The 21,039-nt window shown below is 45.7% G+C and carries 21 protein-coding genes; 14 read left to right on the top strand and 7 right to left on the bottom strand.

Annotation, left to right across the window (positions count from 1 at the left end; translation table 11 throughout):
* Positions 1-2 precede the first annotated feature (2 nt).
* From L1076_RS19325 to parC, 5 genes are all read left to right on the top strand, one after another.
* The gene (locus L1076_RS19325; protein WP_038878249.1) at positions 3-446 is read left to right on the top strand and encodes a DUF1249 family protein; all 444 of its coding nucleotides are present in this window, start codon (positions 3-5) and stop codon (positions 444-446) included.
* Positions 447-507: 61 nt separating this feature from the next.
* Positions 508-1,314 carry a 3',5'-cyclic-AMP phosphodiesterase gene (gene cpdA, locus L1076_RS19320; protein WP_038866216.1) on the top strand — a complete coding sequence of 269 codons (807 nt, stop codon included), beginning with the start codon at positions 508-510 and terminating at the stop codon, positions 1,312-1,314.
* 57 nt (positions 1,315-1,371) lie between these two features.
* The gene (gene yqiA, locus L1076_RS19315; protein ID WP_054756205.1) at positions 1,372-1,956 is read left to right on the top strand and encodes an esterase YqiA; all 585 of its coding nucleotides are present in this window, start codon (positions 1,372-1,374) and stop codon (positions 1,954-1,956) included.
* A gap of 247 nt (positions 1,957-2,203) precedes the next feature.
* Positions 2,204-4,084, top strand: coding sequence for a DNA topoisomerase IV subunit B (gene parE, locus L1076_RS19310; protein ID WP_038866219.1), 1,881 nt, complete (start codon positions 2,204-2,206; stop codon positions 4,082-4,084).
* Positions 4,085-4,087: 3 nt separating this feature from the next.
* Positions 4,088-6,376: a DNA topoisomerase IV subunit A gene (gene parC / locus L1076_RS19305; RefSeq protein ID WP_038866220.1), complete on the top strand. Its 2,289-nt coding sequence runs from the start codon at positions 4,088-4,090 to the stop codon at positions 6,374-6,376.
* A 38-nt stretch (positions 6,377-6,414) separates the two neighbouring features.
* Here parC and degS read toward each other — a convergent pair whose 3' ends face one another.
* From degS to zapG, 3 genes are all read right to left on the bottom strand, one after another.
* Positions 6,415-7,482: an outer membrane-stress sensor serine endopeptidase DegS gene (gene degS, locus L1076_RS19300; RefSeq protein ID WP_038866223.1), complete on the bottom strand. Its 1,068-nt coding sequence runs from the start codon at positions 7,480-7,482 to the stop codon at positions 6,415-6,417.
* A 180-nt stretch (positions 7,483-7,662) separates the two neighbouring features.
* Complete coding sequence (locus L1076_RS19295; protein ID WP_038866225.1) at positions 7,663-9,030, bottom strand: Do family serine endopeptidase; 1,368 nt, start codon at positions 9,028-9,030, stop codon at positions 7,663-7,665.
* Positions 9,031-9,229: 199 nt separating this feature from the next.
* On the bottom strand, positions 9,230-9,673 hold the full coding sequence (gene zapG / locus L1076_RS19290; RefSeq protein ID WP_038866227.1) for a Z-ring associated protein ZapG: 444 nt from the start codon (positions 9,671-9,673) through the stop codon (positions 9,230-9,232).
* A gap of 197 nt (positions 9,674-9,870) precedes the next feature.
* Here zapG and zapE point away from each other — a divergent pair, with 197 nt between their 5' ends.
* From zapE to sspB, 8 genes are all read left to right on the top strand, one after another.
* Positions 9,871-10,974: a cell division protein ZapE gene (zapE, locus tag L1076_RS19285; RefSeq protein WP_054756203.1), complete on the top strand. Its 1,104-nt coding sequence runs from the start codon at positions 9,871-9,873 to the stop codon at positions 10,972-10,974.
* 254 nt (positions 10,975-11,228) lie between these two features.
* Positions 11,229-11,657: a 50S ribosomal protein L13 gene (gene rplM / locus L1076_RS19280; protein WP_005436093.1), complete on the top strand. Its 429-nt coding sequence runs from the start codon at positions 11,229-11,231 to the stop codon at positions 11,655-11,657.
* Positions 11,658-11,672: 15 nt separating this feature from the next.
* Complete coding sequence (rpsI, locus tag L1076_RS19275; RefSeq protein WP_038866232.1) at positions 11,673-12,065, top strand: 30S ribosomal protein S9; 393 nt, start codon at positions 11,673-11,675, stop codon at positions 12,063-12,065.
* Positions 12,066-12,629: 564 nt separating this feature from the next.
* Positions 12,630-13,220, top strand: a complete 591-nt coding sequence (gene petA / locus L1076_RS19270; protein ID WP_038866234.1) for a ubiquinol-cytochrome c reductase iron-sulfur subunit — start codon at positions 12,630-12,632, stop codon at positions 13,218-13,220.
* A complete protein-coding gene (locus L1076_RS19265; protein ID WP_038866236.1) occupies positions 13,220-14,485 on the top strand; it encodes a cytochrome bc complex cytochrome b subunit in 1,266 nt (421 codons plus the stop codon). The genes petA and L1076_RS19265 overlap by 1 nt, the downstream gene beginning before the upstream one ends.
* The gene (locus tag L1076_RS19260) at positions 14,482-15,219 is read left to right on the top strand and encodes a cytochrome c1 (RefSeq protein WP_042599749.1); all 738 of its coding nucleotides are present in this window, start codon (positions 14,482-14,484) and stop codon (positions 15,217-15,219) included. The genes L1076_RS19265 and L1076_RS19260 overlap by 4 nt, the downstream gene beginning before the upstream one ends.
* A 97-nt stretch (positions 15,220-15,316) precedes the next feature.
* Positions 15,317-15,952, top strand: a complete 636-nt coding sequence (gene sspA / locus L1076_RS19255; RefSeq protein WP_005436105.1) for a stringent starvation protein SspA — start codon at positions 15,317-15,319, stop codon at positions 15,950-15,952.
* A 22-nt stretch (positions 15,953-15,974) separates the two neighbouring features.
* Positions 15,975-16,457, top strand: a complete 483-nt coding sequence (gene sspB, locus L1076_RS19250) for a ClpXP protease specificity-enhancing factor (protein ID WP_038866241.1) — start codon at positions 15,975-15,977, stop codon at positions 16,455-16,457.
* A gap of 52 nt (positions 16,458-16,509) precedes the next feature.
* Here the strand turns inward: sspB and L1076_RS19245 are convergent, their stop codons facing one another.
* From L1076_RS19245 to L1076_RS19230, 4 genes are read right to left on the bottom strand one after another with little or no spacing between them, the layout of a single operon-like run.
* A complete protein-coding gene (locus L1076_RS19245) occupies positions 16,510-17,184 on the bottom strand; it encodes a BON domain-containing protein (RefSeq protein WP_038866243.1) in 675 nt (224 codons plus the stop codon).
* Between the two features lie 22 nt (positions 17,185-17,206).
* The gene (locus tag L1076_RS19240; protein ID WP_038866245.1) at positions 17,207-17,797 is read right to left on the bottom strand and encodes a phosphoheptose isomerase; all 591 of its coding nucleotides are present in this window, start codon (positions 17,795-17,797) and stop codon (positions 17,207-17,209) included.
* 3 nt (positions 17,798-17,800) lie between these two features.
* Positions 17,801-18,169 carry a YraN family protein gene (locus L1076_RS19235; protein WP_038866248.1) on the bottom strand — a complete coding sequence of 123 codons (369 nt, stop codon included), beginning with the start codon at positions 18,167-18,169 and terminating at the stop codon, positions 17,801-17,803.
* Positions 18,156-19,967, bottom strand: a complete 1,812-nt coding sequence (locus tag L1076_RS19230) for a penicillin-binding protein activator (RefSeq protein WP_039974726.1) — start codon at positions 19,965-19,967, stop codon at positions 18,156-18,158. The genes L1076_RS19235 and L1076_RS19230 overlap by 14 nt, the downstream gene beginning before the upstream one ends.
* Positions 19,968-20,035: 68 nt before the next feature.
* Between L1076_RS19230 and rsmI the strand changes: the two genes are divergently transcribed.
* Entirely contained in the window at positions 20,036-20,899 is an 864-nt protein-coding gene (gene rsmI, locus L1076_RS19225) for a 16S rRNA (cytidine(1402)-2'-O)-methyltransferase (RefSeq protein WP_038866251.1), read from the top strand.
* The last annotated feature ends 140 nt before the right edge of the window (positions 20,900-21,039 follow it).

The raw sequence follows: 21,039 nt of genomic DNA, 5'->3' as shown, positions 1-21,039 counted from the left end.
TAATGGCACAAGTAGCGGTAAAACAGCGATACCATGTTGACTTAGCGGGCCTGATGAGAACTTATGAGACCAACTACGCTAAGCTCAATGCTTTGCTGCCTGCTTCTGCCGAAGTTGGTGATATTCGTTGTTATCAAGCAGCGAACATGGTTTACCAACTGACCGTGAATGAAATCACAAAATACACCACAGTTGTTGAGATATGTCAGAGTGATGAGATGCCGGTGTTTCCTTTACCGACGATGTCTGTCAGGCTTTATCACGATGCAAGAGTTGCTGAAGTATGCTCAAGCGGAGAGTTCTCTCGCATCAAAGCTAAATATGATTATCCCAACGACCAGTTGATGCAGAAAGATGAAAAACATCAACTTAATACGTTCCTTGGTGAATGGCTGACGTTCTGTTTACGAAGTGGCATTAGTCGATCGCCACTTGCCTTCAATTGATTGTCACGTCACTAAGGGAAAATAACAAAAAATTAAATAGTGGACGAATCAGGTTTTCATTTTGCAATCATCTAGTGACAGCATAAAGCTTATACAAATCACGGATACTCATCTGTTTGCCGCAGATGAGGGCAGTTTGCTGAGCGTAAGAACCGCCGACAGCTTTGAAGCCGTGGTGAAAGAAGTTCTTCATCGTCAAGTGCAGTTTGAATACATCTTGGCGACGGGTGATATTTCACAAGATCACAGTGCCGAGTCTTACCAGCGTTTTGCCGAGGGTATTGCGCCGCTGGAGAAAGCGTGTTTTTGGTTGCCTGGCAATCACGACTTCAAACCAAACATGGGGACGGTTCTACCATCACCTCAAATTCAATCTGTTGAGCACCTTTTGCTGGGTGAACATTGGCAGTTGATCTTGCTAGATTCACAAGTTGTGGGCGTGCCTCATGGGCGTTTAAGTGATCAGCAACTTTCCCTATTAGAAGAAAAGTTGTCTGACTACCCAGACCGACACACACTTGTGTTATTGCACCATCACCCGTTGTTAGTTGGTAGTGCTTGGCTTGACCAGCATACACTGAAGGATGCTGAAGCATTTTGGCAAGTTGTAGACCGTTTTGAGAACGTAAAGGGCATTTTATGTGGTCATGTGCACCAAGACATGAATGTTCTTTATAATGGTATTCGAGTGATGGCAACGCCTTCAACCTGTGTGCAGTTTAAGCCGAACTCCGATGACTTTGCGTTAGACACAGAGTGCCCAGGGTGGCGAGAATTAGAACTTCACCCGAGTGGTGACATTTCTACTGAGGTTAATCGCCTGACGGATGGGCAGTTTCAGCCAGACTTTACCTCAAACGGCTACTAACCAAATATCACGCCCGAACTTTATGTTCGGGCTTACTTTTTCTTCTGTGAGGCTTTTATGAGCAAACCGGCGCTACTACTGTATATCCATGGTTTTAACAGTTCGCCACTTTCAATGAAGGCGAATTTGATGAAAGAGTACTGTGAACAGCAGCGCCCAGACATTAAAGTTGTTGTGCCTCAATTGCCATGCTTTCCACAACTTGCCGCTCAATGTCTATTAGACATTGTTGAGCAATATAAAGATGACTATAACATTGGTTTAGTGGGCAGCTCTCTGGGGGGCTACATGTCTACGTGGTTGAACGCGCAATTTGGTTTTCGTGCGGTCGTGGTTAACCCTGCGGTGAAGCCTTATGAGCTGTTGGTTAACTATTTGGGGGAGCAAACTAACCCATACACGCACGAAACCTATACACTTGAAGCTTGTCATATTGACGAGCTGAAAGCTCTTGATGTAAAAAGCATCGCGTCGCCTCAATCCTTCTGGCTGTTACAGCAAACAGAAGATGAGGTTCTGGATTATCGCCAAGCGGTAGAGAAATTTACCGATGCTAAGAAAACCGTAGAAGAAGGCGGTGATCACAGTTTTATTGGCTTTGAGCGTTATCCTGCTCAAATCATTAAATTCTTAAATTTGTGATTTCTAGAGCGATTGGAATAGGCTCATAGTTTTTATTGATATATCCAACCGTTTCTTGACATAGCGGGTATGCTTTCCGACTATGTTTTGCCGAAAAGATCTTAGGGGTGTAAAGCCCTGACTACTTTGTTATGCATGACCGATCAATGAGAAGGGTGCTGACGGGGTAGCTTTTTCGTTTCTCGAGTATCGCTCACCCATCGGTGAGGCTCGGGTTACAAGTAAACTTTGAGAACAATTCCGTATTATGACTGAACAATATAATGCTGGTGCCATTGAAGTACTGAATGGCTTAGAGCCAGTACGTCGCCGACCAGGGATGTATACGGATACAGCGCGCCCAAACCACTTGGGCCAAGAAGTTATCGATAACAGTGTCGATGAAGCGCTAGCCGGACATGCCTCAAAAGTACAAGTCATCCTACATGCTGACCAATCACTAGAAGTGATCGATGATGGTCGAGGCATGCCTGTTGATATCCACCCAGAAGAGAAGGTTTCAGGTGTTGAACTGATCCTATGTAAGCTTCACGCGGGTGGTAAGTTTTCCAATAAAAACTACCAATTCTCTGGTGGTCTACACGGTGTAGGTATCTCAGTAGTAAACGCACTGTCCAAGCGTGTGGAAGTGACCGTACGTCGTGATGGTCAAGTGTATGAGATTGCTTTTGAGCACGGCGATAAAGTTTCTGACCTAACGGTAGTCGGCACATGTGGTCGTCGTAACCGTGGTACCAGTGTGCATTTTTGGCCAGATGCTAAGTACTTTGATTCTGCAAACTTCTCAGTAACTCGTCTGGTGAATAACCTGCGTGCGAAAGCAGTACTTTGTCCTGGCCTAGAAATTACTTTCACAGATAAAGTAAACAACAAAGACTACAAGTGGTTCTACGAAGATGGTTTGAAAGACTATCTAGCGGAAGGTGTGAAAGGTTATACCGTTCTGCCAGAAGAACCATTTACTGGTGAATTCTCAGCCGAAACAGAAGCAGCAAATTGGGCCGTAATCTGGCAGCCAGAAGGCGGCGAGATGATCACCGAGAGTTACGTGAACCTTATCCCGACGGCGCAAGGTGGTACACACGTAAACGGCCTTCGCCAAGGTTTGCTCGACGCCATGCGTGAGTTCTGTGAATTCCGTAACTTGTTGCCTCGTGGCGTAAAACTAACTGGCGATGACGTCTTCGACCGTTGTTCATACGTCCTATCGGTTAAGATTCAAGATCCACAGTTTGCCGGTCAGACTAAAGAGCGTTTGTCTTCTCGTCAAACCGCTGCGTTTGTATCTGGTGTAGTGAAAGATTCATTCAGCCTTTGGTTGAACGAAAAACCACAACTTGCAGAGCAACTTGCTGAAGTTTGTATCGCGAACGCGCATCGTCGTATGCGTGCGAGCAAAAAGGTTGTACGTAAGAAGGTAGCATCTGGTCCTGCACTGCCTGGTAAGCTAACGGATTGTTCAGTACAAGACTTAAACCGCACAGAAATCTTCTTTGTAGAGGGTGACTCGGCGGGCGGTTCTGCCAAACAAGCTCGTGATCGTGAGTTCCAAGCGGTGATGCCACTGCGCGGTAAGATCCTAAACACGTGGGAAGTCTCTGCAGACCAAGTTTTGGCTTCTCAAGAAGTTCATGACATCTCGGTAGCTTTGGGGATCGACCCAGACAGCGACAACCTAGACAGCCTTCGCTACGGTAAGATCTGTATCCTTGCCGATGCGGACTCGGATGGGCTGCACATCGCAACCCTTCTATGTGCTCTATTTACTCGTCACTTCCGTGCGCTGGTTGAAGCTGGTCACATCTACGTTGCGATGCCGCCTCTGTATCGTATCGACTGCGGCAAAGAAGTTTTCTATGCCCTAGATGACGACGAAAAAGATGGCGTACTTGAGCGCTTGTCGAAGAAGAAAGCCAAAATCAACGTGCAGCGATTCAAAGGTCTGGGTGAGATGAACCCACTTCAGTTGCGCGAAACAACCATGGATCCAAATACGCGACGTCTGGTTCAGTTAACCATCGATGATTCTGCGGCGACCATGGAAATGATGGACATGTTGCTTGGTAAAAAACGAGCAGATGACCGTCGCACTTGGCTACAAAGCAATGGCGATATGGCAGAGGTTTAACGGATGTCTACAGAAATCACTTATGATGGCGTTGAACAGTTGCCAATGCGCAAGTTCACTGAAGACGCTTATCTGAACTACTCGATGTACGTAATCATGGATCGCGCATTGCCATACATTGGCGATGGTCTGAAGCCGGTTCAACGACGCATCATTTACGCAATGTCGGAGCTTGGTCTTTCGGCATCAGCGAAATATAAAAAATCAGCACGTACCGTTGGTGACGTACTGGGTAAATACCACCCGCACGGTGACTCTGCATGTTACGAAGCGATGGTACTCATGGCACAGCCATTCTCTTACCGTTACCCATTGGTAGATGGTCAAGGTAACTGGGGTGCGCCAGATGATCCGAAATCATTTGCGGCAATGCGTTATACCGAAGCGAAACTGTCTAAGTTTGCTGAGGTATTGCTAGGCGAACTGGGTCAAGGCACGGTTGAATGGCAACCTAACTTTGATGGCACGATGAAAGAGCCACAAATGTTGCCTGCGCGTCTGCCTCATATCCTGCTAAACGGTGTAACTGGTATCGCGGTTGGTATGGCGACGGATATTCCGCCTCACAATGTTCGTGAAGTGGCAGATGCAACCATCCACTTAATCGACAACCCGAAAGCTGAACTGCCTGATGTGATGCAGTTTGTGAAAGGTCCAGATTACCCAACGGAAGCAGAAATTACTTCACCACAAGCGGATATCGAGAAGATTTACCGTAACGGTCGCGGTAGTATCAAGATGCGTGCGGTATGGCACAAAGAAGGTTCTGATATCGTCATTACTTCTCTGCCACACCAAGTATCGGGTGCGAAGTTACTAGAACAAATCGCGAACCAAATGCGTGCGAAGAAGCTACCAATGGTAGACGACCTTCGTGACGAATCGGATCACGAGAACCCAACGCGAATCGTCGTTGTGCCTAAGTCAAACCGCGTTGACTGTGATTTGTTGATGAATCACTTATTCGCTTCAACGGATCTTGAGCGCAGCTTCCGCGTTAACTTGAACATGATCGGTCTCGATAACCGTCCTCAAGTGAAAGGTCTGGTACAAATTCTGTCTGAGTGGATTGAGTTCCGTCGTACTACTGTTCGTCGTCGTCTACAATATCGCCTAGACAAAGTGATGGCTCGTTTACACATCTTGGAAGGTTTGTTGGTTGCTTACCTAAATCTAGATGAAGTGATTGAGATCATTCGTACTGAAGACGACCCAAAAGCGGTCTTGATGGAACGCTTTGGTATTACTGATATCCAAGCGGATGCGATTCTAGATACTAAACTTCGTCATCTAGCAAAACTAGAAGAGATGAAGATTCGCGGTGAACAAGACGAGCTAGAAAAAGAACGTGAGAAGCTAGAACAGCTGCTTGGTTCTGAGCGTCGTCTGAACACACTACTGAAGAAAGAGATTAAAGCGGACGCAGAGAAATACGGTGATGACCGTCGCTCTCCATTGGTTGAGCGTGCAGAAGCAAAAGCGTTGACTGAGCGTGACCTAGTACCAAGTGAGCCAATCACAGTGGTGCTTTCAGAGAAAGGCTGGATTCGCCATGCGAAAGGCCACGATGTTGATGCAGAAGGCTTAAGCTATAAATCTGGTGATAACTACCTTGCGCATGCTCGCGGTAAGAGCAACCAACAAGCGGTGTTCTTCGGTAGCGATGGCCGAAGCTACTCATTAGAGTCACACTCACTACCATCAGCGCGAAGCCAAGGTGAGCCGATTACTGGCCGCCTGAACATCACGGCTGGTAGCAGTATTCGCCAAGTGATCATGGGTGAAGATGAGCAGCTATGGCTGGTGGGCTCTGACGCGGGTTACGGCTTTGTATGTAAAGGCTCTGAGCTACTGTCTAAGAACCGCAGTGGTAAGGCTCTCGTGACACTTCCTGCTAACTCTGAAGTGATGACGCCGAAGACGATTGCGGATTTGGATTCGGATGAAATTCTCGCAATTACCAACCAAGGTCGTATGCTGTTGTTCCCGATTAAAGACCTGCCGCAATTGGCGAAAGGTAAAGGCAACAAGATCATCAATATTCCAGCGGCGAAAGCTAAAGAGCGCGAAGAGGTTCTGTCTCACTTGATGGCATTGCCACAAGGTGCTTCTCTGACGTTGTATGCCGGTAAGCGCAAGTTGGGATTGAAACCCGCGGACTTAGAAAACTTCCGTGGTGAACGTGGCCGCCGAGGTAGCTTATTGCCGAGAGGCTTGCAGCGCGTAACGCGTATTGAAGTGGATATGGGGGGAGCCTCAGACACTTCAGAAGAGCCAAGTGATAGCGAGTAACACACAAACAAAAATCCCAGCCAATGGCTGGGATTTTTTTATGCTTCTTGTTTGTCTTCGGCGATGGTGACTTTTACGTTCATCTCTTTACCCTTGCGGATAATCCCAACGTCGACTGACGTTCCTGGTCGCAAGTCAGTGACAATGTCCATCACGCTTTGTCGCCCTTGAACTTTGGTGCCATTGATACTGATGATGATGTCTTGTTTCTCAAAGCCAGCAGCACTTGCAGGGCCATTCGGATCAATGCCAAGTACGACAATGCCACCAATGTGTTCATTGCCCAATAGACGAGCGGTCACGGCGTTAATATCTTGGCCATCAATACCGATATAGCCACGGATTACTCGGCCATCTGCGATGATCTTCTGCATGATCTTGTTGGCGAGCGGTGCCGGAATGGCAAACGAGATACCGTAGGTTTCAAGGTCTGTCGCTTGTTGGAATGACGCGGTATTGATACCGACCAGTTCACCTTGGGTGTTCACCAATGCACCTCCGGAGTTACCCTCGTTGATTGCTGCATCGGTCTGAATAAAGGCTTGTCGACCATCACTGATTGATGAACGACCTGTCGCAGAGATAATGCCGAATGTTGTGGTTTGTCCCAAGTTGTAAGGGTTACCAATAGCCAGTACAACATCGCCCACCTGAGGCTTATATTCAGAGTTCAGAGGGATAACCGGTAGGTTAGAGCCTTCGACACGCAAAATCGCGATATCTGTGCGTTTGTCAGTCCCCACCAACTGTGCGGCTGCCACTCGGCCATCTTGAAGTGCGACAACAATTTGGTCTGCTTGCGCCACTACATGATAGTTCGTGATGATGTAGCCTTTCTCACTTACGATCACGCCGGAACCCAAGCCTTGTGTAGAAAGCTTGCTGCGGTCGTTTTCAACGTATTTTCGGCTGTAGATATTTACTACGGCAGGTGCGGCTTTTCTCACGGCTTGATTAAAAGACACTTCAAGTGAGGCGATATTACTCGGTTGTGTATCAACGAGGGCGTCAGGAATGACATTGCTACGCAAAGAAGGGACAGCGAGCAACACTATGACGGCAGTTGCTAAGCCTAAAAAGACAGAACGTAACAAAAAGCTAAGCATAACCTCTCCATGATTGGGCGCCCGATTGGGATAGAAAAGAGAAGGATAGCACTACATTGAAAAATAACAAAAGGGCAAGACGTGATTGCCTTGCCCTTTTAAAAAACCATGACATACAAGGTAAAGTATAGGAGTGTTCTCGAATAAAACGGAGAAGCACTCATCGCTCTTGTTGATGGATTATCGAATAACTAAGTAAACCGTGCGGTCTCCACGTTGAACATTGATTGCTAACACGCCTTTGTGCTTCTCAACGATGGCGCGCAGCTCCGCTAAGTTCTTCACGCGTTTGCGGTTCACACCAATGATGATATCGTCTTGCTCAAGTTGGTACTGTGCTGCAGGTGAGTTCTCGACCACGCTGGTCACCTTGACCCCTTGAATCTTATCGTTTGGTGTCGTGTTACTTAACTCGGCACCTTTTAAGCCCTCATGCAACGTTTCAGCCTTCGCTTTGATATTGGTAGACTCGCCTAAAGTGACATCAAAACTCTTGCTCTTACCGTCACGAATCACACCAAGTTCAATTTTTTTGCCAGCACCTAGTGTTGCAACTTTGGCGCGAAGTTCAGAGAAGGTATCAATTGATTTACCATTGACGGAAACAATCACGTCTCCGGCTTTCAAGCCTGCTTTATCAGCGGCACTGTCTGGGACCACTTGACTAACAAAAGCGCCTTTGCTTGACTCGTAACCTAGTGCTTCTGCCAATTCTGAAGTGACTTCACCACCCTGAACGCCCAACATACCGCGTTTCACTTCACCAAACTCTAGAATTTGATCCGTTAGGTTTTGCATCATGTTGGATGGAATGGCAAAGCCGATACCAACATTACCGCCATTTGGGCCTAGGATTGCGGTATTAATACCAATCAGTTCGCCATTGAGGTTCACTAATGCGCCGCCAGAGTTACCGCTATTGATAGCCGCATCGGTTTGAATGAAGTTCTCAAAGTTCTCCACGTTTAAGCCGCTTCGGCCAAGTGCAGAAACAATACCAGAAGTGACCGTTTGTCCTAGACCAAATGGGTTACCAATTGCCACGGTAAAATCACCCACACGCAATGCGTCTGAATCTGCCACTTTAATTTGAGTTAGGTCTTTCGCCTTTTCTAATTTAAGCAAGGCAATGTCCGACATTTCGTCACCGCCAACCAATTCTGCGTCGTACTCTCTACCATCGTAAAGGCGAACTCTAATATCATCTGCGCCTTTTATTACGTGGTAGTTTGTTACTATCTGACCTTTCTTCGCGTCAATGATCACGCCTGAGCCCAACCCTCGGAATGGACGTTCGCGAGTTTGTTCTGTTGGAAATTCAGGGCCAAAGAAAAATTGAAACTGTTCTGGAATACGGCTGGTTTGCACCTGTTTGCCCTCTACCGCAATGCTGACGACCGCAGGGGTCACTTTTTCTAGCATAGGTGCAAGGCTTGGTAATTGCTCACCATCAACACTTAAAGGAAGTGCTGCCGTAGCTGAGATTGGGGTGATGATTGAACTTAAGCTTAAAGATAGAACGGTTAACGCAAGCAACGGTTTTTTCATCCAATAACTCCTCTTGAAACCAGTCTGCCAAAAAGAAATATCCTAACCATTATGTGTTTAAGTATTGGTCTGGATAATCGAAACGGGGTGGCAGGTCACTGCAAGTTAGAGATGAGTTGCTTAAGAAAAGTTCAAAAAGGGTCAACACAAATTGATAAGAAATGAATATGTATTGACCCAATAGGAAGAAGAGAGAAGATTAAGAGGCTTTTGCTGTGACGGCTTCAGGTGCGTCGATGATCTCTTTTTCTTTATCTTTCAAAAGGCCGGTTGCGCCATTGGCATAGTCTTTTGGTTGTTCATTGACTTCAGATGGTTGCTCTTCAATTTGCTCTGAAGACATCGCCGTTTTCTTGTCGAATGGGTTGTCTTGCTCAGGCAAGTTTGGCAAGAGTTCTGATGAAGTCTTTGCCATATGTTGGTACAGCTTAGTGTAATCTTTACCTAGCGTATCCAACATTTCTGCGGTTTGTGCAAAGTGATCGACCAGCTCTTGACGTTGTTGCTCTAGTTCAAATTTGGCTGCTTCTAGCTCTTTTTGCACAGACTTTTGTTTTTTGTATTCGGGGGTGGTTAGTCTACTAATGACTACGCCTACGATTGTACCGACCAGCAAACCCACAATGGCATAAATCCAAGGCATAACTGCTCCTTATAGTTGTTTTAACAAGTCTTTTACTACTTAGTTACACGCGGTGCTTGTCCATGTTACTATGGCTTGAACAGCCGATAAAGAAAAATAGCGGTATGTCTTCGGGGACTGATATCCACATCTCTCTATTCCTAATACTGACCCCGAGGTGACAAAATTTCTCTGTACCTCTGATACGACCCAGTGCCATGACACCATTAAAACGATACCAACAAGACATAGCCAAGCATGGATTCCAACGTGATGAAGCGCAATATAGCGCGGTCGTCGCTTTAGATGAACTTTACCATGCCATCGCCGACTTTCAGTCAGCACCTATTCCTCAGCTTAGCACTTGGCAAAAGTTACTAGGTAAAAAAGTCGAAATGCCAGAACCTCCTAAAGGACTGTACTTTTGGGGAGGTGTAGGGCGCGGTAAAACTTACCTTATGGATGCCTTTTTTGACGCCTTACCAACAGAAAGGAAAATGAGGGTGCATTTTCATCGCTTTATGTACCGAGTACATGATGAATTAAGGCGTTTAGGTGATGTAGAAAATCCGCTTTCTAAAGTGGCAGACTTGTTTAAGAAAGAATCAGATATTGTTTGTTTTGATGAGTTTTTCGTTTCAGACATTACCGATGCAATGATCTTAGCGACGTTGCTTCAAGAGATGTTTAAACGTCAAATGATTTTGGTCGCGACCTCGAATATTGAACCTCAAAATCTATATCGCAATGGTTTGCAACGAGCACGTTTCATGCCTGCAATTGCCATGATCTTAGAGCGTTGTGATGTGCTCAATGTCGATAGTGGTGTGGACTACCGTTTAAGAACCCTAGAGCAAGCTGAGATTTACCATTACCCACTTGATGAACAAGCGTCCGTTAACCTTAATCAATACTACCAACAGCTGATTGGGGAAAGAAAAGCCGCAACGAATACGATTGAAGTGAATCATCGCGAAATTGCAGTGACTGAGGCCAGTGATGGTGTATTGCATGCTTCTTTTGCTCAGTTGTGCCAAACTCCGCGTAGCCAAAATGATTACATTGAACTGTCTCGAATCTACCACACCGTATTGCTTGCGGACGTGATGCAGATGGACCGTAAAGTCGATGATGCAGCAAGGCGCTTTATTGCGTTAGTCGATGAGTTTTACGAGAGAAACGTGAAATTAATCATTTCCGCCGAAGTGGCGATGGAGGCGCTTTATAGCGATGGGCTACTGGAATTTGAGTTTAAGCGTTGTTTGTCTCGATTAACTGAGATGCAGAGTCGCGAATACCTAGCGAGAGAGCATCTGGCGTAAAAAACAGCAACTCATCTTAAAAAAGTGAAGAAAAAATTAGTGATTTGGCGCAAAAAAAGGTGATTTTTTCTTCGCTCTTCTCTATAATCCTGCGACCCACCGTTACTGCAGACCTGAATATCGAAGTTATTTCGGCATAGAAGGTCGAGAGAACCAACGACTCGAAGGGGTGATGACTGGGCTCTTAGACAGTGTGGGAACACAATACTGTGTTCCTTTAAAGTTTAAAATTTAATTAACGGGTTATTATTAGCATGAAAACTTTCGTTGCTAAACCAGAAACTGTAAAACGCGACTGGTATGTTGTAGACGCAGAGGGTAAAACTCTTGGCCGTCTAGCAAGTGAAATTGCATCTCGCCTACGTGGCAAACATAAAGCTGAGTACACTCCTCACGTTGACACTGGTGATTACATCATCGTTATCAACGCTGAGAAAGTTGCTGTAACTGGCAACAAAGCTAAAGGCAAAGTGTACTACCGTCACTCTGAATTCCCAGGTGGTCTAAAATCTATCACTTTTGAAAAGTTGATCGATCGTAAACCTGAGATGGTTCTTGAGCTAGCAGTTAAAGGCATGCTTCCACGTGGTCCTCTAGGCCGTGCTATGTACCGTAAGCTTAAAGTTTACGCGGGCGCTGAGCACAACCATGTTGCTCAACAACCACAAGTACTAGACATCTAATTGGGGATTTCGAAAATGGCAGAGAATCAATACTACGGCACTGGCCGTCGCAAAAGCTCAGCTGCGCGTGTTTTCATCAAACCAGGCAGCGGCAACATCGTAATCAACAAGCGTAGCCTTGATGAGTACTTCGGTCGTCCAACTTCTCGCATGGTTGTTAAACAACCTCTTGAGCTAGTTGAACTAACTGAGAAGCTAGACCTATACGTTACTGTTAAAGGTGGCGGTATTTCTGGTCAAGCTGGTGCTATCCGTCACGGTATCACTCGCGCTCTTATGGAGTACGATGAGTCTTTCCGTCCTGCTCTACGTGCAGCTGGTTACGTTACTCGTGACGCTCGTTGCGTTGAACGTAAGAAAGTTGGTCTACGTAAAGCACGTCGTCGTCCACAGTTCTCTAAGCGTTAATTTCCTCTTACTGGAAATTATGCTTTTCCAGAGTTTCTCTGGATACTGTGTACCAAAGCTCGGCTATATGCCGAGCTTTTTGTTTTTATAGCCTTCTGTTTTTATAACCTCAGTTAAACGTCTGTTTTTTGTTTCCCGTCGCTTCAGCATCTCTCCTTAATATCCTGGCAACATTTGTTTGTCTTATGTACTGCTTTATGCAATTTATTCGTGCTACAAATCGCACATGATAAAAGTGGAGAGTACCTTCACATTCTTGAAATATCTTTCTGCTTAATCCGCTGAAAACAACCGAAATAAAAGGCGTTAGCTCTTGTTTTTAGTCGTTATTCGTTTCGCTTTCTTGTTACAAATCACATCTATTTTTTATAATTTTGCCGCTTTTGTGACGGCGTGGGCGATTTGCCTCACAAATGTTACAAAAAGGTAGCTTTATCTTGTCAAAAAGTAGGGTTTTCTTTATCATTTCCCCCCAATAAATAGAACTAAATTCATAATTTGTTAGCCATGCTCTTATAAGCGGAATAATAACGATCCAAAGGGAGCAAATGGGAGAATGTTTGGATGAGCAACGCGCCTTTAAATAACGGTCGCAGGCGTTTTCTAACCGCTACAACGGCAGTTGTTGGTGGCTTAGGGGCAGCTGCCGTCGCCGTTCCTTTTATCAAATCATGGAACCCGAGTGCCAAAGCGAAAGCTGCTGGCGCGCCGGTGGAAGTGGATATCAGTAAAATTGAACCAGGCCAAATGGTCCGTGTTGAGTGGCAGGGTAAGCCTGTATGGGTAGTACGCCGAACTCAAGAAGTGGTCGATAATCTTAAGAGTATTGATGGTCAGCTTCGTGACCCGCAATCAGAAATGGAACAACAACCAGTTTATGCTCAGAACGAGTACCGCTCGATCAAACCTGAGTATTTTGTGGCGGTTGGTTTCTGTACTCACTTGGGCTGTTCACCTACTTACCTACCAGATACGTTCTCAGAACAAGTACAAGGCGTTAAGTCGGGCTTCTTCTGTCCTTGTCATGGTTCTAAGTTTGATATGGCTGGTCGAGTGTTCCAGGGTGTTCCAGCGCCACTGAACTTGGTCGTTCCTAAGCACATGTACTTGAGCGACACCAAGCTCATGATCGGTGTTGATGAGGGAGATGCATAATGCAAGCGATATTAGACTGGGTAGAAAAACGTATTCCAGCGATGAATGCTTATAAAAAGCACTTGTCTGAATACCCAATGCCAAAGAACTTCAACTTTTGGTACCTTTTCGGTTCCTTGGCAATGTTGGTACTTGTTAACCAGATTCTTACAGGTATTTGGCTAACGATGAACTACGTTCCGTCTGGCGATGGCGCGTTTGCTTCTATTGAATACATCATGCGTGATGTTGAGTACGGTTGGCTATTGCGTTACATGCACTCAACTGGCGCTTCGGCGTTCTTTGTCGTTGTGTACCTACACATGTTCCGTGGTCTGATCTACGGTTCTTACCAAAAGCCTCGTGAGCTACTGTGGATCTTCGGTATGTTGATCTTCTTGGTTCTAATGGCAGAAGCGTTCATGGGTTATCTACTACCATGGGGTCAGATGTCATATTGGGGTGCCCAAGTAATCATTTCTCTATTTGGTGCGATTCCTGTTATTGGCGACGACCTAACGCTTTGGATCCGTGGTGACTACATCATCTCAGGTGCAACACTAAACCGTTTCTTCGCACTACACGTAATTGCACTACCTATCGTTCTGCTTCTTCTTGTTGTGCTACACGTACTGGCCCTGCACGAAGTCGGCTCTAACAACCCTGATGGTATCGAAACGAAGCTACCAAAAGGCTCTATGGGTGACGATTACAATACGCAATTTAAGTTCCACGAATACTACACGAAGAAATACGACATCATCGACTCAATTCCTTTCCACCCATACGGTACGGTTAAGGACCTTGTTGGTGTTGCTGGCTTCTTGTTCTTCTTCTGTTATGTATTGTTCTTCAACCCAGAAATGGGTGGGTACTTTCTTGAGCCGCCTAACTTTGAGGCAGCAAACCCATTGAAGACACCTGAGCACATTGCTCCGGTATGGTACTTCACACCGTTTTACGCAATCTTGCGTGCGGTTCCAGACAAACTGTTGGGTGTAATCCTAATGGGCGCGTCTATTGTGGTGCTGTTTGTTCTTCCTTGGCTGGATCGCTGTAAAGTACGTTCGTACCGTTACCGTAGTAAGATCCATCTATTTAATATTATTCAATTCACTATCGCCTTTATTGCTCTGGGTATTTTGGGTGCATTGCCGGCAACGCCGTTGTACACGATTCTGTCTCAGATCTTTAGCTTGTGTTACTTCATGTTCTTTGTATTGCTGTTCTTCTACAGCAAAAATGAAGCAACCAAACCATTACCAGAGAGGGTGACATTCAAATGAAGAAGTGGATTGTAATTCTATTTGCTATGCTGCCGTCTCTTGCTATGGCAGCGGGTGCCAACGTTCCGTTAGATAAGGCGAACGTGGACTTAACGGATAAGGCTTCGCTGCAAAATGGCGCGAAGCTATTCATGAACTACTGTTTTGCTTGTCACTCAACGCAATACCAGCGTTACGAGCGTGTTGCGACAGACTTGGATATTCCGATTGATCTAATGAAAGAAAACCTGATCTTCGATCCAGAAGCAAAGGTTGGTGATCTAATGGTAAATGCAATGCCTGCGAAGCAAGCGGCTGACTGGTTTGGTGCTCCGCCACCAGACTTAACTTTGGTTGCTCGAGTTCGTGGTGCAGATTGGCTATACACTTACCTGCGTTCTTTCTATGTTGACCCATCTCGTCCATTTGGGGTGAACAACATTGTATTCCCAAGTGTTGGTATGCCGCATGTGCTTGAAGAGCTTCAAGGTATTCCTATGCCAGTTTACGGCACTAAAATCGTAGATGGTGAAGAAGTACAAGTCGTTGTTGGCACACAAACCAGTGGTACTGGTGAGCTAAGTTCTGGCGAATACGACAAAGCAGTCGGCGACCTCGTGAACTTCTTGGTGTACTCCGGTGACCCTGTTCAACTAGAACGTCATGCAATTGGCTGGTGGGTAATGGGCTTCCTAGTTCTATTAACTATCGTTGTCGTGTTGCTCAAGAAAGAGTATTGGCGTGATGTGCATTAATTGTGCTATCATACCGTGCTAATTCCCAATTTTAATTGACGAATAATGGAGGCTAGCGCCTCCATTATTTTTATTTGTAAGTGTACTGGAGGGCTCCATGGCTGTAGCTGCCAATAAACGTTCTGTGATGACTCTTTTCTCGAGTGCATCAGATTTGTATAGCCATCAGGTTCGCATCGTACTAGCTGAAAAAGGCGTAAGCGTTGAAGTTGAGCTTGTAGATGAAGCAAACCTTCCTGCTGAGCTTGTAGAGTTAAACCCATACAAATCAGTGCCAACTCTTGTTGACCGTGAGCTAGCTCTTTACGATTCAAAAATCATCATGGAGTACCTGGACGAGCGTTTCCCTCATCCACCTCTAATGCCTGTTTACCCAGTAGCTCGTGGTAACAGCCGTTTGATGATGTACCGTATCGAACGTAACTGGTACTCACTCGCTGAAAAAGTGGTTAAGGGTAACGCGGAAGAATCAGAAAAAGCGCGTACTAAACTACGTAATGATCTTCTGACTCTAGCGCCTATCTTTGCTGAGTACGAATACTTCATGAGTGAAGAGTTCAGCCTAATCGATTGTTACCTAGCACCACTATTGTGGCGTCTACCTCAACTAGGTATTGATCTTGTTGGCCCTGGCTCAAAAGAAATCAAGGTTTACATGAACCGCGTGTTTGAACGTGATTCATTCCTAGCTTCTCTAACAGAAGCTGAACGTGAAATGCGCCTAGTTCGCTAATTAACAGTTCAGTTTACTTGTTATGGATATTGCTAAAATGACTGCTCGCCGTCCGTATATGCTTCGTGCATTTTACGATTGGCTAGTAGACAACGACTTAACTCCGCACTTGGTTGTAGATGCAACTATGCCAGGTGTGCGTGTACCAGTTGAGTTTATTCAAGATGGTCAAATCATCTTGAATATTGCTCCACGTGCTGTTGGTCATCTAGAGTTGGGTAATGATGCGATTACCTTTCAAGCCCGCTTTAGTGGTCGCCCGCATTCCGTTATCGTGCCAGTGTATGCTGTTCAAGCTATCTATGCTCGCGAGAATGGCGCTGGGACTATGTTTGAGCCTGAAGAAGCTTACACTCACATCGAAGAAGAAGGGATTGTTGAGGAAGATGTATCTCCAACGTTCTCTACCGTAAGCGATGAGCCTTCTGAGGCTGCGGAAACCGAATCGGAAGAGGAAGAAACGCCTCGCCCGAAAGGCAGACCAAGCTTAAGAGTTATCAAATAAAAAAAGCAGCGTTTACGCTGCTTTTTTCTTTTCATTTATCTACGCTGCAACACTAATTCACGTCAGTTTCTTCTATCGGCGTTGCTTTTGTTGTGGTATTCAAGTCACTGACTTCAGCTTCTTGGCTTTTCACCACTTCGGACTCTTCTACTTCGAGTGGTTTTTCATCGCCGTATTGGAACCCTTTAATGACTTGTTTTACTCCAGAAATGTTTCGTGCGATATCAGTTGCTTTCTGACTTTGCTCAGGTGTCACGTAACCAAATAAGAATACGTCGCTGTCTTCGGTAATGACTTTTACTTTCACACCGTTTAGATCGCTGTCAGTCAACAAGGCGGATTTTACTTTTGTGGTAATCCAACTGTCGTTGCTGATTTGAGTTACGCTCAGTGGCTCTTTCTGTTTAATTTGATTATGGATGTTCTCAACGCCATCAACTTCACGTGCTCGATTTTCAAACTCATTGATGAGCTCTTGAGTCGGTGCTTGTCCCATTAGAACAACCGTTCCGTTGTATGCGCTAGCGACGATACGAGCCTTGCCTTTGAAGGGGGCTTTGTTACCGATGGCCGCAACTTCGAATTCGATGTTGTTGTCTTGCCAAATCTCTTTGGTGGTTCGCGTATCAGTGACGATATTGGCAGTTGTCGCTGCCCCGGCAATAAATAAACCTGCACAACCACTCATACTGAGTGCTGCACATAAAATGACAAGACTACGTATCATAATTCTAAACTCTCAATCTGGATTATTCTTCGTGAGCTGGGAAAAGCACTTGGTCGATTAGATCGCACAGGCAGTGAAGTGTCACCATATGAACTTCATGAATGCGCGCTGTACGGTGGGATGGAATACGAATTTCAACGTCGTGCTCACCCAGTAGACCAGCCATCTCACCACCATCTTTACCCGTAAAAGCAATGATCGTCATGTCGCGAGTTACTGCGGCTTCCATTGCTTTAATGACGTTTTTGCTGTTGCCACTGGTTGAGATCGCCAACAAGATATCGCCCGGTTGACCAAATGCGCGTACTTGCTTAGAGAAGATCTCTTGGTAGTGGTAATCGTTCGCTACTGCAGTCAATGTTGTGTTGTCTGCTGTTAAAGCCATTGCTGGAAGGCTAGGGCGTTCAGTTTCGAATCGGTTCAAAAGGCAAGAGACAAACTGTTGCGAGTTCGAAGCACTGCCACCGTTGCCACAGCATAGGATTTTGTTGCCATTGAGCAGGCTCGACACCATTGCTTGAGCGGCGTGAGTGATGGCATCTGGCAGCGCTTCTGCTGCCGCAATTTGAATTTGAATACTTTCTGTAAAACTGTCTTTAATGCTGTCTAGCATCGTTTATCCTTCAGAGATTGCATTTTGTATCCAGTTAATGTCTCTGCCACTGTCGTGAATGGCGACCACATCAAACCGATAATCTATATTTTGAGCCATACGATTTTGCTGGCTTAGCCAAATTTGGGCTGTTTTGACTAGTTTACGCATTTTTGCGCGGGTGACCATCTCTGCTGCTGAGCCAAAGCGATCATTATTACGATATTTGACCTCAACAAAGACGATAGTTTCACCTTGTTGGAAGATTAAATCAATTTCGCCGACTTTGGTCAGAAAGTTTTGAGCTATAAAGCGTAAACCCTGACGCTGCAAATATTGCTTCGCCAGGGTTTCGTATTGATCACCGATTTGTCGCTTGCTAAAGAGCCCCACGCTCGGCCCAGTCTAGCTCGCGTTGCACAACACAGTTGTTGTCAATGCTAAGTACGCCTGTTTGGCCGCTTACTGAGTAACCCGGCAGAAGCTTCATCTGTGGTAACTCACCAATGAGCTTATAGGCGTCCATACCAAGTGCTTCTAAACGTTTTTCCATGTTGGATTGATCTGACCATAACTCGTTCATTTCTGCCATAACGGTAGGGTCAGGGTTGATCAACATTGGAATGTCACTGTAAGCCACACCAGATAGATCTTCATACGTTGCACCACCACTGTTACTGCGTGAATTTGAGAACAGTTTTGGTGGCTTCGCATCTGGGTTAATCGCTACTTCAATAAAGGGCTTAATCAGTGTTAGCTCAGAGCTTCGTGCGACAATGTAAACCGCATCGACATCACGACGACTGCGTGGTGGGCTCTCTAAAGAAATACGCATGAGTGACTGCATTTGGGCTATACGCTGCTGGCTCTCTTGTAGACCGAATACATTGTTAATGTTCTTCTGTAACTGACGTTTATCGCCAAAGTAGCTCGAAGCCACTTTATTTGAGCTGTACTTGCGCCACTCTTCATTGAAGGCTTCAACCACACGCTGACCGTAGGCGCCATTCGGGGCCAAGATCATTGGGAATTGGTAGCCCTGATTGAAAAGGTACTTCGCCGCTTGTGCGACTTCTTGCTCTGGAGACAGTGCTAGGTAACACATGTCTGTTCCTGGTTGAACTTCTTCTGGGATGTTCAATGCCAGTGCTGGGATCTTCACACCAGTTTCAGAGCCATCTAGTGTTGCTTGCAGTTTCTCAACGTTTTCTTTCTGTAGTGGTCCCACAACAAAGTCGATATTCTCATTGATTAAGCGCTGTTTGATTTGGTCTGCACTGTACGCGTGAGTATCAATTACGGTTAACGTTGCACTTGGGTCGCGTACATCATCATTCATCATTGCGAAGATGAAACCATCACGGATCAACTGAGCTTGCGGTGCAAATTTACCGGTTAGTGGTAACAACAGCGCCGTATTGTTTGGTTTCACAATATCCAGCGACAAGATATTTTGGATTTCTGCTGGCGTATAAACCGCAGCTGGGTGTGATGGATTTTCGTCTAACCAGCGCTCTAAGGTGTTTTGTAATTGAGGTAAGTTACTTGAAAGTGTTTTGGCGTAGATAGCTAATTGCAGCCACCCGTCCAGCACATCTTCATTTGGCGCTGTTTGCAATGACGTTAATTCGTTTTCAGAATAGCTGCCAAAATTCATCCAAATTCGGCTAGAGATCTCACGTTGTTCTGCGGATGAAGCATATTGACCTTGAGCTACGAGCTGACGGTTTGCTTCGAACGGTTGGTTCAGACTTTGATAAGCGTCAGCACGCAATTGGTAGTAGTCTTTCCACTGCTCACTTGGCAGCTTCCACCATGATTGGAAGTTCAACGTTTGCAGCAATTGAGAGTAATTGCCTTGCTTTTGTTGTATGGTCGCTCGAGCCAGTTGCCATTCAGCTTGTTGAACTTCGGTCAATTGCTGGCGGCCAAGTCGCTTGATAAGCAACTCTGCTTGATCCAATTCGTTGGCTTGAATCGCCGCTTTTGCAGCCATGATCAACCAGTCGTTTTGTAGGCTACCTTCCGTGCTATCAGCTTGAATCATGTAGTTCTGAGCAGACTGTGTAGGCTCTAGTGTAATGTCTACGCTATCTGGTTGGCGCGGGCCTGAAGAACAGGCGGCGAGCGTAATTGCCAGTGCAACAGGAGTGAGTAAGCGTGGTACACTGAGTCTCTTATGGTTCATCATTGCCGTGAGTTCTCTATAATTTTGTACAAAATTGTCTCTATATTAATCGTTGAAGTGATCGTAAACAAATGACAGATAAAAATAAGTTGCCGAATGAGGGGCCAACTCTCTACATCGTACCGACTCCAATCGGAAATTTAGCGGATATCACTCAACGTGCTATCGAAGTTCTGTCGAATGTGGACATCATTGCCGCTGAGGATACTCGACATACGGGCAAATTACTGTCTCACTTCAATATCCAAACCAAAACTTTCGCGCTACACGATCATAACGAGCAGCAAAAAGCACAAGTTTTGGTTGAAAAGCTACTATCAGGTCAGTCAATCGCTTTGGTGTCTGACGCTGGTACGCCGCTAATAAGCGATCCAGGATACCACTTGGTAACAAAATGTCGTCAAGCGGGCGTTAGAGTTGTGCCTCTTCCTGGTGCGTGTGCGGTCATCACTGCGTTAAGTGCTTCTGGTTTGCCATCGGATCGTTTTAGCTTTGAAGGCTTTCTACCACCGAAAAGCAAAGGCCGTAAAGACAAGTTCTTAGAAATTGCGTCAGTGGAACGCACTTGTATCTTTTATGAATCACCGCATCGCATTTTAGACTCTCTACAAGACATGTTAGACGTTCTTGGCCCAGAACGAGAAGTCGTGTTAGCTCGTGAGTTAACGAAAACCTTTGAAACTATTCAGGGAATGCCACTTGGCGAACTAATTGAATGGGTGAAAAGTGACGGAAACCAACAACGTGGTGAGATGGTACTCCTTATTCACGGTCACCGTGATTCAAGCGAAGAATCGCTACCAGACGAAGCGACCCGCACTTTGGCTATTCTGACGAAAGAACTGCCGTTAAAGAAAGCTGCAGCATTAGCCGCAGAAATCTACAGCCTGAAAAAGAACGCACTTTATAAGTGGGGCTTAGAGAATCTCAACTAGAAGTCCGTAGAGCGTTGGCGCTTCGGTAGTTTCCTTTAAGCGCCGTTAGTTTTCAGAGTTATCTAGATAAGATTAAGAAGGGGAGTCGTTAACGCGACTCTCCTTTTGTTGTTTATGAGTGGAGGAGTTTTTAATCTTAC

It is taken from the genome of Vibrio sp. MMG023 (assembly GCF_021654215.1).
Lineage (GTDB): Bacteria > Pseudomonadota > Gammaproteobacteria > Enterobacterales > Vibrionaceae > Vibrio > Vibrio jasicida.
The sequence above is the reverse complement of the archived record's forward strand: the minus strand, read 5'-3'. Positions and strand labels throughout refer to the sequence as shown.

Excerpts from the sequence above, each read along its gene's own strand:
- L1076_RS19325 (WP_038878249.1), top strand. The coding sequence starts at position 3 with ATGGCACAAGTAGCGGTAAAACAGCGATACCATGTTGACTTAGCGGGC.
- yqiA (WP_054756205.1), top strand. The coding sequence starts at position 1,372 with ATGAGCAAACCGGCGCTACTACTGTATATCCATGGTTTTAACAGTTCG.
- parE (WP_038866219.1), top strand. The coding sequence starts at position 2,204 with ATGACTGAACAATATAATGCTGGTGCCATTGAAGTACTGAATGGCTTA.
- parC (WP_038866220.1), top strand. The coding sequence starts at position 4,088 with ATGTCTACAGAAATCACTTATGATGGCGTTGAACAGTTGCCAATGCGC.
- degS (WP_038866223.1), bottom strand. The coding sequence starts at position 7,482 with ATGCTTAGCTTTTTGTTACGTTCTGTCTTTTTAGGCTTAGCAACTGCC.
- L1076_RS19295 (WP_038866225.1), bottom strand. The coding sequence starts at position 9,030 with ATGAAAAAACCGTTGCTTGCGTTAACCGTTCTATCTTTAAGCTTAAGT.
- zapG (WP_038866227.1), bottom strand. The coding sequence starts at position 9,673 with ATGCCTTGGATTTATGCCATTGTGGGTTTGCTGGTCGGTACAATCGTA.
- zapE (WP_054756203.1), top strand. The coding sequence starts at position 9,871 with ATGACACCATTAAAACGATACCAACAAGACATAGCCAAGCATGGATTC.
- rplM (WP_005436093.1), top strand. The coding sequence starts at position 11,229 with ATGAAAACTTTCGTTGCTAAACCAGAAACTGTAAAACGCGACTGGTAT.
- rpsI (WP_038866232.1), top strand. The coding sequence starts at position 11,673 with ATGGCAGAGAATCAATACTACGGCACTGGCCGTCGCAAAAGCTCAGCT.
- petA (WP_038866234.1), top strand. The coding sequence starts at position 12,630 with ATGAGCAACGCGCCTTTAAATAACGGTCGCAGGCGTTTTCTAACCGCT.
- L1076_RS19265 (WP_038866236.1), top strand. The coding sequence starts at position 13,220 with ATGCAAGCGATATTAGACTGGGTAGAAAAACGTATTCCAGCGATGAAT.
- L1076_RS19260 (WP_042599749.1), top strand. The coding sequence starts at position 14,482 with ATGAAGAAGTGGATTGTAATTCTATTTGCTATGCTGCCGTCTCTTGCT.
- sspA (WP_005436105.1), top strand. The coding sequence starts at position 15,317 with ATGGCTGTAGCTGCCAATAAACGTTCTGTGATGACTCTTTTCTCGAGT.
- sspB (WP_038866241.1), top strand. The coding sequence starts at position 15,975 with ATGGATATTGCTAAAATGACTGCTCGCCGTCCGTATATGCTTCGTGCA.
- L1076_RS19245 (WP_038866243.1), bottom strand. The coding sequence starts at position 17,184 with ATGATACGTAGTCTTGTCATTTTATGTGCAGCACTCAGTATGAGTGGT.
- L1076_RS19240 (WP_038866245.1), bottom strand. The coding sequence starts at position 17,797 with ATGCTAGACAGCATTAAAGACAGTTTTACAGAAAGTATTCAAATTCAA.
- L1076_RS19230 (WP_039974726.1), bottom strand. The coding sequence starts at position 19,967 with ATGATGAACCATAAGAGACTCAGTGTACCACGCTTACTCACTCCTGTT.
- rsmI (WP_038866251.1), top strand. The coding sequence starts at position 20,036 with ATGACAGATAAAAATAAGTTGCCGAATGAGGGGCCAACTCTCTACATC.